The organism is Acinetobacter nosocomialis NIPH 2119, assembly GCF_000368085.1.
Classification (GTDB): Bacteria; Pseudomonadota; Gammaproteobacteria; order Pseudomonadales; family Moraxellaceae; genus Acinetobacter; species Acinetobacter nosocomialis.
Genome location: NZ_KB849239.1, coordinates 2,036,120 through 2,049,246, shown reverse-complemented (window position 1 = coordinate 2,049,246; position 13,127 = coordinate 2,036,120). Strand labels below are relative to the sequence as shown.

Genomic DNA, 13,127 nt, shown 5'->3' with positions numbered 1-13,127 from the left:
CTAGTATGATGATTTAAAATGATGCGCAAATAAACCGCTAAGCTGTGGAATAAAATGGGCAGGGATATCATGCCCCATTCCATCAATTAATTCAAACTTAGCACCGGAAATTGCTTTTGCTACAGCCTTACCGTGGCTTGGTGGAAGTAAGCGGTCACGAGAGCCATGTAAGACTATGGTGGGTTGCTTAATTTCACGGTCCAGTTGCAGTAAGGAACCTGTACATAATATTGCTAAAAACTGTTGAAGTACACCAGCAGGATAATAGCTACGTTGATAAAGTTTTCGTGCAGTTTGTACGGCTTCAATATGGTTAATATAACCAGGAGAACCAATCAATTGGAATAATTTTAAGCTGTGGTTAACAATCCCTTCTTCATCACGTGATTCTGGCTTGCCAATTAAGCTTAAAAGTTGTTTAGGAAAAGGTGGTGGTAAAAACGGTTGGTTGTTACTTGTAAACATCAAACCTAATTTTTCTACTTTTTCCGGATATTTTGCAGCAAGTATCTGAGCAATCATGCCGCCCATTGAGGCACCGATCACATGCGCTTTACTTACGCCTAAACGGTCGAGAAGCATCGATACATCATCTGCCATATCATAGAGCGTATAAGGTGCACCTTGATTACTTAACCCTAAAGCAAAGCGTCCCATCAATTTCATGGTATTTAAACGTTTACCCTGATGACGTACTTTCGAAGAAAGGCCAATATCACGGTTATCAAAACGAATAACACGAAAACCTTGATCAATGAGCGATTTACAGAAAAAGTCCGGCCAAAATAGCATTTGGGCACCTAGACCCATAATAAGCAAAATGGTGGGATGTTCTGCTTTTCCTCCTACTTCTACATGCAATTCAATACCATTGCCTAAGTTGACTTTGGTTTCTTGCATAAAAGGAGTGTAGGGTGAAATACTAAATTGTAAGGCGCTATTCATGTTATGCATTCCTTGAAGGGAATACTCTCGAGCGAGCATTCCCAATTTAAACCTTATGCTTGGGCAGGAATAAGATCTGGAACAAGCTTAGTTAACGTTAAACGTTGCTTGCCTGCTGTTGCACCTAACAATACGAAACCACGCAATGTTCCTTCATTGTCAATTGCTTTGGCAAGCATACCATCGTCGAATTCTTCAGTTTCCCAATTTACATCCACATCAACCGGAGCCGGTAAAACTGTAAGCGGTGCAGCCGGAGTTTTTACCGCAACTGGCATAGCGGGGTAATGTACATTTGTCTGTTGACCGCTTAATGTTTTTGCTAAAGCACGCGCTTGTTGCATAATTGGCATTACATAAGGAAGCAGGGTACCGTTCACTTCTGCACAGTCACCAATTGCATAAATATCGGCTTGATTGGTTTCAAGCAAGCTATTGGTAATTACACCACGGCTAGTTTGAATATTTGCGCTTTGAGCAAGAGAAATATTCGGTTGTAAGCCAATGGCTGAAAGCACAATATCAGCGACCAAAGTCTGACCATTTGCCAATGTAACCGCGTAATCTTCACCGTTATTAATTTTATTTACTTTTTCAACGGTTGTGCCTAAAGCAAATTTAACCCCAGCTTCTTCAAGATTTTCTTGGAAAGCTGAAGCAATGTGTGAAGGTAATAAACGGCCTAACGGTTGAGGCGCTAAATCAATTACCGTTACATCATATTCGCTATGAAGTAAGTCATTGGCAAATTCACAACCAATCAAACCAGCACCCAAAATCACAACACGTTTATCTTTGCGCTGAGCTAGATTTTCACGGAAAGAACGATAATCAATAAGAGAGTTCACCACATGAATGTCATCACTGCCATCACCTGCAATTGCAAGACGAATCGGGTTAGCACCAACGGCTAAAATCAGTTTTGAATACGGCTGATTTGAAGTTACCCCATCTTTTTCCAGAACAAGCTCATGACGCTCAGCTAAAATTTCTTTTACCCATGTAAAAGGTTCAATACGCATATTGAGCTGCGCACTCATTTTTGCGGCATCACCTAAAGGAATCTGTTCTGGAGCCTTTTTACCTGCAAAAGCGTTAGATAACGTTGGTTTTGCATAGTTCACTGCATCATCCGCACAAATCATCACAAGTTCTTGCTCTGGGTTAAGCTTACGGAACTCACGTGCTAAGGTATAACCCGCCATGCCTGATCCGATAATGACGATTGGATGCATTTTTTTCTCCAGAATTAGAATTGTTCATTTAATACGGTGATTGGTGATATATAAAAAAGACCATGTAAATCATGGCCTTTTAATTTAAGACATTAGATCTCGATCATTTCAAAGTCAGCTTTTGAAACGCCACAATCAGGGCAAGTCCAATCATCAGGGATATCTTCCCATTTTGTTCCAGCTGCAATGCCGTCTTGTGGCCAACCTTCTGCTTCATCGTAAATCCATCCACAAACGATACATTGATATTTTTTCATGAGACTCTCCGCACTGATAAGTTTGCTCAAAGCTGCCTTTCAGTAAAACTATTCCATCTATTAATAATGTAACTACGATCCGTTCAATAATAACTAATGTAGCTTTGATCGGGTATCAAATTTTTACGCAGTTCTACATTTAAAGTAAAGCACATAAGGGAGTTTAATCATTCGTAAGCAAAGATGAATGGCATATCGAGACAAATAAGTGGTTATTTAGGCAAAACTTCCACTTAAACGCATAATAAATCATATGTTTTTATTCACTCACTAATGTAATAAGACCTTACGTGATATGAAGGGTTACAAAAAGAGCAAAGCATTTATATAAATAAAGTTCTTAAAAACGTAATCTGGTTAATAAATGGACAAATAAAATGATGTTTATATAAAACGAGAAAGTTTATTGAACACTTAGTAACAGAGATAAGGAAGTCGAATATGGAAGTTCTAGTATATGAAGTAGAAATTAATGCGCCTATAGAAAAAGTATGGGACATACTCTGGAATAGTGAAACATATAATGCATGGACAAAATTCTTTGCACCGGATTCTTCAATGAAGACGGACTGGAAAGTTGGCGGTAATACATATTTTCTAGACGGAGAAGGAAATGGAATGGTTTCAACCATTGAAGAAATGAAAAAGCCTGAAGTATTAATTTTTAAACATTTAGGAATGATTAAAGAAGGAAAAGAAGACTTAGAAAGTGAAGAGGTGAAAAGCTGGAGTGGTTCGTTAGAAAAATATTTTTTAAGCCAAAATGGGAATACTACAACTTTAAAAGTTGAATTGGCCACCTTACCTGAATATATCGGTATGTTAAAAAGTGGCTTTGTTCAAGGTTTTGAAGTTGTAAAACATATTGCTGAAGGAAGTTAATTTATCTTATTCAGTTAATTGTTTAGGCAAAGTATTTTTTATGAATTTTAGAAATAAGATCATTGAGACGAGAAGGATAAGCAAGACGATGATGGCCTCCGTCATATGTTTCTACTGTCATATAAGGTGAAAGCTTTTCCTGTACTTGATACATATCAAGTTGTTCGTCTCCTAACTCTAAATAAGCCATTTTAGGATTGGAGTGATCAAGATCTTCATCACAAAGATGAGGATAATCGTTACGAAAACTAGGGTTAAGACTTGGGTTGGCAACAACAACAGCTAATTTATGTTGAGCAGCTGTTTTTAAAGCCCAATAGCCACCAAGGCTATGACCGACTAATAAATCTGGTTTAATCGTTTCAATTGCTTGATGATAAAAGTCCTTCACTGAGGCATAACTCAAGTTACGATAGTCAACATCAATACAAAATTTTTCAGGATGTAAAATGGCATGGAATTTTGTTGATTCACGAGAAGAATCCAAGCCATGTAAAAATAGAATTTTCATTATTTGCTACACAATCTCATAGATAAAATAAAAGGCAAAATAGGCCTTTTAAAAATCGAGGTTATTTGGATTTTTTTATATTTTACTTAAAGCTAAAAAAAATGATCTTAGCGATTGGTCTAACTAATTTTCATCATTCAAACCGCCTTTAATTTGATGACTTTGACTTTTTTCATTTTTGTTTGATTGAAATCATTCGAAAAACCTCAGCAATCTGTTAAGCTATGCCACTTCATTTTTACTTAATCGAGGCAGAGATGACGCAACAAAACGCTCAATCGACTTCTGAACCAACTATTTCCGAAAACGATTTAATTGCACAGCGTCATGCCAAATTAAAGCAAATCCAAGATGTTGCAAAGGATACTGGAAAGAGTCCTTGGCCAAATACATTCAAACGTGAACATTACGCTGCTGATTTACAAGAACAATTTAAAGATCAGTCGAAAGAACAAATTGAAAGCGCTGAACATGTATATGTAAAAGTCGCTGGCCGTGTCATGTTAAACCGTGGTTCTTTTATGGTGATTCAAGATATGACTGGTCGCATTCAGTTATATGTTGACCGTAAAGGTTTACCAAAAGATACGCTTGAAACTATTAAAGGTTTAGACCTAGGCGACATTATTGCTGCTGAAGGTTATATTGGTCGTTCAGGCAAAGGTGACTTGTATGTACACCTTGAAGGTTTTGAACTTCTTACAAAATCACTTCGTCCGTTACCAGATAAATTTCATGGTTTGAACGATACAGAAGTTAAATACCGTAAACGTTACCTCGACTTAATCGTGAATGAAGAAACTCGTAAGACTTTTGAAATTCGTGCCAAAGTCGTTGCAGGTATTCGCGCATTTTTAACAAATGAACGTTTCATGGAAGTTGAAACGCCAATGATGCATGTGATTCCAGGTGGTGCGTCTGCACGTCCGTTTGAAACGCATCACAATGCTCTAGATATGCCATTATTCTTACGTATTGCACCTGAGCTTTACTTAAAGCGTTTGGTTGTTGGTGGTTTTGAGCGCGTGTTTGAAATTAACCGTAACTTCCGTAATGAAGGGGTGTCAACGCGTCACAACCCTGAATTTACAATGATCGAGTTTTATCAAGCTTATGCTGATTATAAAGACTTGATGGCTTTAACTGAAAACATGCTTGAAAAGCTAGCTCTTGATATTTTAGGTACGACTGATGTGCCTTACCAAGGTGAAGTGTTTAGCTTTAAAGGGCCATTCAAGAAAATCTCTATGTTCGATGCGATTTTAGAGAATAACCCTCAGTTCACACCTGAAAATGTAGGTGATCGTGAGTTCCTTGCAAAATTTGTGCGTGAAGAGCTGAAAGAAGAAGTTAAACCTGGTTTTGGTTTAGGCAAACTTCAAACGATTGTATTTGAAGAAACAGTTGAGACTAAACTTCGTCAACCTACTTTTATTACTGAATATCCAGCGGAAACTTCTCCACTCGCTCGCCGTAATGATGACAATCCACACATTACCGATCGTTTTGAATTTTTCATCGGCGGACGTGAATTGGCAAATGGCTTTAGCGAGTTAAATGATCCGATTGATCAGGCTGAACGTTTCCAAGCTCAGGTTGCGGAAAAAGATGCAGGTGATGATGAAGCAATGCATTACGATGCAGAGTTTGTTGAAGCGCTTGAATATGGTTTACCTCCAACAGCGGGTGAAGGTATTGGTATTGACCGTTTGGTTATGCTTTTTGCAGATGCGCCAAGTATTCGTGATGTAATTTTATTCCCGCATATGCGTCGTAAAGAAGGTTAATTTAATCTTTAATAAAAAAGGCAGTGTAAACTGCCTTTTTTATTAACTATTTATATATAAAAAATACTTAAATTATAGAAAACTTAAGACCTCGTTAAAAAATGTAATTGCACAGTTTAACAATTGCAAATTTGCGATAAAAAAATTAATGTGTTGCTCATAAATAACTTTGAGAATTGTGCTGACATGTTTTTAAGAAAAACACTTTCAATTGCATTATTAGCTACTGCCTCATCAGCTGTTTTTGCCCAAGGTTTGGTGCTTAATAATGATGATTTACGTACAGATTTAAATTGGTTGAATCAACAAGGTGTTATTAACATCAGCACTTCTACTTGGCCTTTAAGTGGGGATGAAATTCAACATGCACTCTCACAGGCTAAAGTAACGCATCCAGCTCAACAAAAAGTTATTAACTCAGTTCTCAATGCATTAAAAGCAGATAATGATACGGTTAAAGTGGGTGCTTTCGCTGAATCTGATATTAAAAATCTTCCACAAGCATTTGGCGATAACCAAAAATCACAGTATCAAGGTTCTGTAGAGTTTAATGCAGGTGGTGAAAACTGGGATGCAAAAATCCGTGTGAACGCAGAAAAAGATCCGCAAATTGATAGTGGACACGATGTTAATGTAGAAGGTTCTTATGTAGCTGGTAAGCTCTGGAACCAATGGGTTGTTGCTGGTCAAATTCCAACATGGTGGGGGCCTGGGCATGATGGTAGTTTAATCCGAGGCGATGCGAGCCGTCCCGTTTATGGGGTAACCATGCAGCGTGCTGTACAAGACGCTTTTGAAAATAAATGGTTGTCTTGGATTGGACCTTGGCAATATCAATTATTTGCAGGTCAGCTAGATGATTATAAAGCTGTTCCACATGCTAAATTATTGGGTATGCGTGTAACCGCACGTCCTGTTCCAGCTTTAGAAATAGGTGCTTCACGAACACTACAGATTGGTGGTGATGGGCAACCAAATAGCTTTAAGGCGTATTGGAATGCAATTATTGGTAAAGACAATGGATGTACAAATACGGACTGTATTGGTGTAGATAATCCATCTAACCAGTTAGCTGGTTTTGATGCTCGTTTACACTTACAACCTTTGTTCAATATTCCAGTCAGCGTGTATGGACAATATATTGGTGAAGATGAAGCAGGTTACTTACCATCGAAAAAAATGTATTTAGCTGGTGCAGATTATTCTTCAATAGTTAAGAACATGCCTTATCAACTTTATGCTGAGTGGGCAGATACACGTACTAATGGCGATGTAAAAGGCATTTCATATAGTCATCATCAATATACTGATGGTTATTACCAGCATGGTTTCCCTTTAGGGCATGCAATTGGTGGTGATGGTCAAATGTATTCTGTTGGTGGCGATATTCGATTTGACACGATGAATCGCTTAAGTGGTCGTGCAATGGTTGTTAAGGTGAATGAATCTAACTTGGCAATCAATAAAGCTTTTCCTAAAGAAGATAAAATTAAAGCGCTTGATTTAACTTGGACGCATTACATCAAACCAGATCTTCCATTAAAAATTAATGGTTGGATTAGTGACTCTGATTTAGAGGGTAATGATTCAGGTGCATCTATTGGTATTGAAATTCCGTTAGAACGTAAAATGTTTGGTTTCTAAGAATTAAATAATGTTATAGAAAGAGAGAAGCTAAAATGGCTTCTCTTTTTTTATTGTATTTAAAGAAATTTAAAGATGAGATCGTGATTTGCTTCGGTTAACGATGCGAGCTAGGATGGACATGTTATCTATGCGAATCAGTATTTTACATTTATATGATGAATTTGAATATCAATATGAAAAAACAAGCAAAAGAAAACAGTTTTAAATCACTATAATGCATAACTAATGCTATAAGCCTCATAAAGGCTTGTGGTTGGATTATTTATCACAAAAAATTGGAGTTGTTATGGCACTCGTTCCTCCACATGGTCTTCTAAGTGGTGGTTTAATACCACTTCTAGATTTTATGGGCAAAATGGATAGAGAAGGACGTGTTCATGACTGAATCAAGACTTACACATCTCAAGCAACTTGAAGCCGAAAGTATTCATATTATTCGTGAAGTTGCGGCAGAATTTGAAAACCCAGTCATGCTTTACTCAATTGGTAAAGACTCGGCTGTAATGCTCCATCTTGCATTAAAAGCATTTTATCCTGCGAAGCTTCCTTTTCCTTTATTACATGTAGATACTGGTTGGAAGTTTAAAGACATGATCGCGTTTCGCGATAACATGGCAAAAACCCATGGCTTTGATTTAATTGTTCATCAGAACAAAGAAGGCCGTGAAGCAGGTATCAATCCATTTGATCATGGTAGCTCAAAATATACAGATATTATGAAAACCCAAGCTTTAAAACAGGCTCTGGACAAATATCAATTTGATGCTGCTTTTGGTGGTGCGCGCCGTGATGAAGAAAAATCACGTGCGAAAGAGCGTGTGTATTCATTCCGTGATAGTAAGCACCGTTGGGATCCTAAAAACCAACGTCCTGAACTTTGGAATCTTTACAATGGTAAAGTGAACAAAGGCGAAAGTATTCGTGTATTCCCATTATCAAACTGGACTGAGTTAGATATTTGGCAATATATCTATTTAGAAAATATTCAAATTGTTCCTCTTTATTTCTCTGCTGTTCGTCCTGTTGTTGAGCGTAGTGGTACGCTCATTATGGTGGATGATGAACGCATGCGTTTAAAAGAGGGTGAAGTTCCGCAAATGAAGTCTGTACGTTTCCGTACGCTAGGCTGTTATCCATTAACAGGTGCAGTCGAGTCTGAAGCTGATACATTGCCAGAAATTATTCAGGAAATGTTATTGGCAACAAGTTCTGAGCGTCAAGGTCGTATGATTGACCATGATGAAGCAGGCTCAATGGAAAAGAAAAAGCAAGAAGGCTATTTCTAAGACAGTTTCTAAATTTGTGGAGTTTGAGCAATGTCTCATCAATCAGACTTAATCAGCCAAGACATTCTGGCTTATTTAAAACAGCATGAACAAAAAGACCTTTTACGCTTTTTGACTTGCGGTAACGTAGATGATGGTAAAAGTACTTTAATTGGCCGTTTACTTTACGATTCAAAATTGATTTATGAAGATCAATTGCAAGCTGTAACACGTGACAGTAAGAAAGTGGGTACAACAGGTGATGCACCGGACTTGGCATTACTTGTAGATGGTTTGCAGGCCGAGCGTGAGCAGGGTATTACTATTGATGTAGCTTATCGCTATTTCTCGACTGAAAAGCGTAAATTTATTATTGCTGATACACCGGGACATGAACAATATACCCGTAACATGGCAACTGGTGCATCGACTGCTGATCTTGCAATCATTTTGATTGATGCGCGCTATGGTGTGCAAACTCAGACTCGTCGCCATACATTTATTGCAAGTTTGCTTGGTATTAAGAATATTGTAGTTGCCATTAATAAAATGGACTTGGTTGAATATTCACCTGAGCGCTTTAATGAAATTCAGATTGAATATGATGCGTTCGTGAGCCAGTTAGGTGACCGTCGCCCAGCTAATATTTTATTTGTTCCAATTTCTGCTTTGAATGGCGATAACGTTGTAAATCCATCGGCTCATACTCCTTGGTATAAAGGTCAGACTTTGATGAGTATTCTTGAGTCTGTGGAAATTAGCCGTGAGACAAATAAACACGAATTCCGTTTCCCTGTTCAATATGTGAACCGTCCAAACCTCGATTTCCGTGGCTTTGCGGGTACAGTTGCATTAGGTGAAATTAAAGTTGGTGATGAAATTGTAGCGTTACCTTCTGGTAAGCGTTCTACAGTTAAAGAAATTGTTACTTTTGATGGTAACCTTGAGCAAGCAGTTGCAGGCCAAGCAGTTACATTAACGTTGAACGATGAAATTGATATTAGCCGCGGAAACGTGTTGGTACGTGCAGGTGAGCAACCATTAATTTCACGTAGCGTTCGTGCTTCTGTGGTATGGATGAATGAGCATCCACTTGTAAAAGGTAAGTTGTACAATATTAAGATTGGTACACAAACCGTTCCAGCAAAAGTGACGAACATTCACTACCGTGTAAATGTGAATACACTTGAGCATACTCAGGTCGAAGAGCTTGAGTTAAATGCAATTGCGGAAGTTGTGGTTGAGTTCGATGCTCCAGTCGTGTTTGACCGTTATCAAGATTCGCGTTACACAGGTTCATTTATATTTATTGACCGTTTAAGTAACGTGACTGTTGGTGCGGGCATGGTAGAGGCGGCTGTAGAATGGACTGCTCATAGCAATGCTGTTACTGCCGAAGACCGTGCTGCTCGTTTAGGTCAAAAACCTGCCGCTATTGGTGTTTCTGCACAATTAATTGAAAAAGCTCAAGCTTTAGAAAGTTTACTGATTCAGCAAGGTGTAGTTGCAATTGCAAAAGCAAGCTTAACAGCTGAGCAATTGGTTCTATTACGTGAGACGGGTGTTGTAATTATCACAACTTCTGTGGAAGGTATAGATACAGAGATAACTGCTGAAACTGTGGAAGAAGCAGTAGAAAAAATCGTGGAATTGGTTCGTCTTTAATAGATTGAAAATGAATTCTAAAAAACCCGCGTAAGCGGGTTTTTTTATTGAGTTTAGAAAATATTTTGGGCTTTTAAAGTTAAATATTCTCTTAAATCTTTAGGATAGTTCTGAATCATCTTTAAAAATGTATTTCGATCACCTTGATATAAGGCACGTGTTGCTTCCTCATAATTTGGCATATTACCTAACATGGCCGACATAAAACGATCGATGGCTTGTTTGGCGAGCATAATATTGCCTTCAGAATTTGGGTTACTTAACTCTTTATCAATTAACTTGCGAATCACTGCTGATGCACTCGCACTTTGTTGGTCTAACCAATCCCAATGTTTTTTCTGTAAAGTGATTTCACGCGAAATTACGCCAAGTTTAGGTCGTCCAACTTTTTTAATTTCTTCCGGCTCAGCATAACGTTGTTGAAATTCTTGTTCCGAACCAGAAAGGTCAAGATCAATTTGTTGACCTGTTTGATCATTAAAAATCAGAATATTTTCCGTTGTTTTCGGAAGTTCTTTGAGTTTCTTTGCAAGTTCAATAAGGGAGTCACTCGCAATAAGCGTGCTTCCAGTGAAAGCAGTATAGGTGATTTTAGTATTCATTTTAGCCGCATATTTTTATCAGGGTAAAATAATATTATCAGGGTAAAACTAGTTTAGCAAATAGTAAAATTCATAACCAAAGAATTATCAGGTTTTATGAATGTAGTCTCTGAGATTAGGACTATAAAAATAGTCAAGATAATCGACCATTTAAAATTTTGTTCTGCTTTAATATTGCTTTTATGAGAGAATGTGTCTTTAGTTGTATGTATAAGGACTCCTATGTTTGAGCAATCTCCTGAATCTTTAAGCGATATCGAAATTTTAGACATTTTACAGTCGATGAAAAAAGATAAGCTAGATACGGAAGCACATGAGATCATCCGTAGCGGGGGGAAAGCAGGACGTCAGGAAGCGCATAAACAGGCTTTGGTAGCACTAAATACAAATTTTGAAGAGAAATTTGTAGAGGCAGTTACTCTTGCACTAGGTTTAAATGCAGCTCAAGCTAAAAAAATTCGCTATAAAAAAGATCGAATTCGTATTTTAAAAGCACGTGGTATTGATTATTTAGCTATTGATGGGGCAGAAACAGCGCAAGTTTTGGCACAAATTTCACAAGCAATTGTTCGTGAAGATGGCATAGTTACCCATGACTTACATGATATCTTCCCATTTTGGAAAGAAGGTTGGCCAATGGTGCAATTTGATAATGCCTATAAAATTTTAGAAGAAGATATTACCTTGCACTTTCATGCGTTCTTAGATGCCATGATTGAGTATGTGAATAAATAAAAAAAGCCCCAATTGGGGCTTTTATTTTTTTATAGCAGAATATGCTTAGATTGCACTAAAAAGTGGGAAAACACCAATCACTAAAGCTGTACCCATTAACACCATACAAGTAATAAATGCCCATTTAAAAGTAAACTTTTGATGATCTGCAAAATCGACTTTAGCAAGACCACATAATAAGTAAGTTGATGGAACAAGAGGTGATAATAAGTGTACAGGTTGACCTACAATTGAAGCACGAGCAATCGCTTCTGGACTAATGCCATAATGTGAAGCAGCTTCGGCAAGAATAGGCAATACACCATAGAAGAATGCATCGTTTGACATAAAGAACGTCAAAGGCATGCTTACCAACGCTGTAATTGGTGCAAGATATGGACCCATGCTTGCAGGGATCATTGCGACAAATTCTTTAGACATCGCTTCAACCATGCCTGTGCCAGATAAAATACCTGTAAAAATACCTGCCGCAAAAATTAAACCGACAACAGCCAAGATACTATCTGCATGCATAGCGATACGTTTCTTCTGCATATCAACATCTGGATAGTTAATAAGCATCGCAATACAGAACGCCAGCATGAATAACACTGACATTGGTAAAATACCTTTGATCAACGCAATCATAAGAATAATGGTAAGTACCATATTTACTTTACGTAAATGTGGACGAGTCGCTTCCGGATCTTTTGAAACGGTAATGTTGTCACCATGGTGACTTTCAAGCTCAATTACGCCTAGACGTTTTTGCTCATAACGACCATATAAATATGCCAAGAAGAATAACCAGCCAATACTAATCACCATTGGAATGATCATTGGTACAAAAATATGGCTTGGGTCGACTTGAAGCGCACTCGCTGCACGAGCAGTAGGGCCTCCCCATGGTGTTAAATTCATGACACCACTACATAACAACATAAGTGCTGTCATGATAAGTGTATTCATACCTAGGCGTTGATAGAGAGGAAGCATTGCTGCAACACATATCATATATGTGGTCGAGCCATCACCATCAAGAGAAACCAATGTAGTTAAAAAAACTGTCCCTAATGTAATTTTTAGAGGGTCACCTTTAACTTTTTTCAAAATCCATTTAACCGGAGGATCGAAAAGACCTGCATCGATCATTAAGGCAAAATATAAAATCGCGAATAATAGCATTACGCCAGTAGGCGCAAGTTTTTTGATGCCTTCTAGCATCATTTCGCTAAGACCCTTGAGCTCAATATGACTTAAGCTTTCAAAATAATGACCAAGGCCCCAGGCGATAAGAGAAAAAATAAATGGGATAAGAATTAAAGCAATAATAGGGCTTAAACGTTTGGACATGATTAAATACATGAAGCATAAAATCATGCCAACACCAAGTAATGTCAGCATACAATCAATCCTTTGCCTTTAGTTTTACTGAACAAGTTTATTCAAAACTCTGACTTTGATTATTCTTATGAATTTTTATTAAAAAGACAAATAATATATTTAGTTTATTTGGTTAATATATATTCACTTGGAAAGGTATATTCTAGGAAAATACTGAATATATATATTATTGGTATAGTCTATTTATAATATATAGTAGTTATTATTAGAGCA

The 13,127-nt window shown here is 37.5% G+C and carries 13 protein-coding genes; 7 read left to right on the top strand and 6 right to left on the bottom strand.

Features of this window, described 5'->3' with window-relative positions; genetic code table 11:
- The 3 genes from estB to rubA form a co-directional block, all read right to left on the bottom strand.
- Window positions 1–945 (bottom strand): esterase EstB, encoded by a 945-nt coding sequence (gene estB, locus F984_RS13440; RefSeq protein ID WP_004710065.1) that lies wholly within the window; start codon window positions 943–945, stop codon window positions 1–3.
- A gap of 53 nt (window positions 946–998) precedes the next feature.
- A complete protein-coding gene (rubB, locus tag F984_RS13435) occupies window positions 999–2,180 on the bottom strand; it encodes a rubredoxin reductase RubB (RefSeq protein WP_002054427.1) in 1,182 nt (393 codons plus the stop codon).
- Window positions 2,181–2,272: 92 nt separating this feature from the next.
- A complete protein-coding gene (gene rubA, locus F984_RS13430) occupies window positions 2,273–2,437 on the bottom strand; it encodes a rubredoxin RubA (protein ID WP_000760495.1) in 165 nt (54 codons plus the stop codon).
- A 441-nt stretch (window positions 2,438–2,878) separates the two neighbouring features.
- Here rubA and F984_RS13425 point away from each other — a divergent pair, with 441 nt between their 5' ends.
- Window positions 2,879–3,319, top strand: a complete 441-nt coding sequence (locus tag F984_RS13425) for an SRPBCC family protein (RefSeq protein ID WP_004710062.1) — start codon at window positions 2,879–2,881, stop codon at window positions 3,317–3,319.
- A 22-nt stretch (window positions 3,320–3,341) separates the two neighbouring features.
- Here F984_RS13425 and F984_RS13420 read toward each other — a convergent pair whose 3' ends face one another.
- Window positions 3,342–3,830: a YqiA/YcfP family alpha/beta fold hydrolase gene (locus tag F984_RS13420; RefSeq protein ID WP_004710061.1), complete on the bottom strand. Its 489-nt coding sequence runs from the start codon at window positions 3,828–3,830 to the stop codon at window positions 3,342–3,344.
- 257 nt (window positions 3,831–4,087) lie between these two features.
- Here F984_RS13420 and lysS point away from each other — a divergent pair, with 257 nt between their 5' ends.
- The 5 genes from lysS (at window position 4,088) to cysN (ending at window position 10,194) form a co-directional block, all read left to right on the top strand.
- On the top strand, window positions 4,088–5,617 hold the full coding sequence (gene lysS, locus F984_RS13415) for a lysine--tRNA ligase (RefSeq protein WP_002054306.1): 1,530 nt from the start codon (window positions 4,088–4,090) through the stop codon (window positions 5,615–5,617).
- A 186-nt stretch (window positions 5,618–5,803) separates the two neighbouring features.
- Window positions 5,804–7,261, top strand: coding sequence for a capsule assembly Wzi family protein (locus F984_RS13410; RefSeq protein ID WP_004710059.1), 1,458 nt, complete (start codon window positions 5,804–5,806; stop codon window positions 7,259–7,261).
- Between the two features lie 256 nt (window positions 7,262–7,517).
- Window positions 7,518–7,649: a hypothetical protein gene (locus F984_RS22515; protein WP_002054314.1), complete on the top strand. Its 132-nt coding sequence runs from the start codon at window positions 7,518–7,520 to the stop codon at window positions 7,647–7,649.
- A complete protein-coding gene (cysD, locus tag F984_RS13405) occupies window positions 7,642–8,550 on the top strand; it encodes a sulfate adenylyltransferase subunit CysD (protein WP_000140408.1) in 909 nt (302 codons plus the stop codon). Before F984_RS22515 ends, cysD begins: the two co-directional genes overlap by 8 nt.
- A 30-nt stretch (window positions 8,551–8,580) precedes the next feature.
- Window positions 8,581–10,194 carry a sulfate adenylyltransferase subunit CysN gene (gene cysN / locus F984_RS13400; RefSeq protein WP_004710057.1) on the top strand — a complete coding sequence of 538 codons (1,614 nt, stop codon included), beginning with the start codon at window positions 8,581–8,583 and terminating at the stop codon, window positions 10,192–10,194.
- Between the two features lie 53 nt (window positions 10,195–10,247).
- Here cysN and F984_RS13395 read toward each other — a convergent pair whose 3' ends face one another.
- Window positions 10,248–10,796 (bottom strand): DUF2239 family protein, encoded by a 549-nt coding sequence (locus F984_RS13395; RefSeq protein WP_004710056.1) that lies wholly within the window; start codon window positions 10,794–10,796, stop codon window positions 10,248–10,250.
- 222 nt (window positions 10,797–11,018) lie between these two features.
- On the opposite strand from F984_RS13395, the gene F984_RS13390 reads away from it, so the two are divergent.
- Entirely contained in the window at window positions 11,019–11,531 is a 513-nt protein-coding gene (locus F984_RS13390; RefSeq protein ID WP_002054476.1) for a hypothetical protein, read from the top strand.
- A 45-nt stretch (window positions 11,532–11,576) separates the two neighbouring features.
- On the opposite strand, the gene F984_RS13385 is transcribed toward F984_RS13390, so the two are convergent.
- Complete coding sequence (locus F984_RS13385) at window positions 11,577–12,914, bottom strand: CitMHS family transporter (protein WP_002054475.1); 1,338 nt, start codon at window positions 12,912–12,914, stop codon at window positions 11,577–11,579.
- Between the last annotated feature and the right edge of the window lie 213 nt (window positions 12,915–13,127).

Coding starts and splice junctions, on each gene's coding strand:
- estB (WP_004710065.1), bottom strand. CDS start 945: ATGAATAGCGCCTTACAATTTAGTATTTCACCCTACACTCCTTTTATG.
- rubB (WP_002054427.1), bottom strand. CDS start 2,180: ATGCATCCAATCGTCATTATCGGATCAGGCATGGCGGGTTATACCTTA.
- rubA (WP_000760495.1), bottom strand. CDS start 2,437: ATGAAAAAATATCAATGTATCGTTTGTGGATGGATTTACGATGAAGCA.
- F984_RS13425 (WP_004710062.1), top strand. CDS start 2,879: ATGGAAGTTCTAGTATATGAAGTAGAAATTAATGCGCCTATAGAAAAA.
- F984_RS13420 (WP_004710061.1), bottom strand. CDS start 3,830: ATGAAAATTCTATTTTTACATGGCTTGGATTCTTCTCGTGAATCAACA.
- lysS (WP_002054306.1), top strand. CDS start 4,088: ATGACGCAACAAAACGCTCAATCGACTTCTGAACCAACTATTTCCGAA.
- F984_RS13410 (WP_004710059.1), top strand. CDS start 5,804: ATGTTTTTAAGAAAAACACTTTCAATTGCATTATTAGCTACTGCCTCA.
- cysD (WP_000140408.1), top strand. CDS start 7,642: ATGACTGAATCAAGACTTACACATCTCAAGCAACTTGAAGCCGAAAGT.
- cysN (WP_004710057.1), top strand. CDS start 8,581: ATGTCTCATCAATCAGACTTAATCAGCCAAGACATTCTGGCTTATTTA.
- F984_RS13395 (WP_004710056.1), bottom strand. CDS start 10,796: ATGAATACTAAAATCACCTATACTGCTTTCACTGGAAGCACGCTTATT.
- F984_RS13390 (WP_002054476.1), top strand. CDS start 11,019: ATGTTTGAGCAATCTCCTGAATCTTTAAGCGATATCGAAATTTTAGAC.
- F984_RS13385 (WP_002054475.1), bottom strand. CDS start 12,914: ATGCTGACATTACTTGGTGTTGGCATGATTTTATGCTTCATGTATTTA.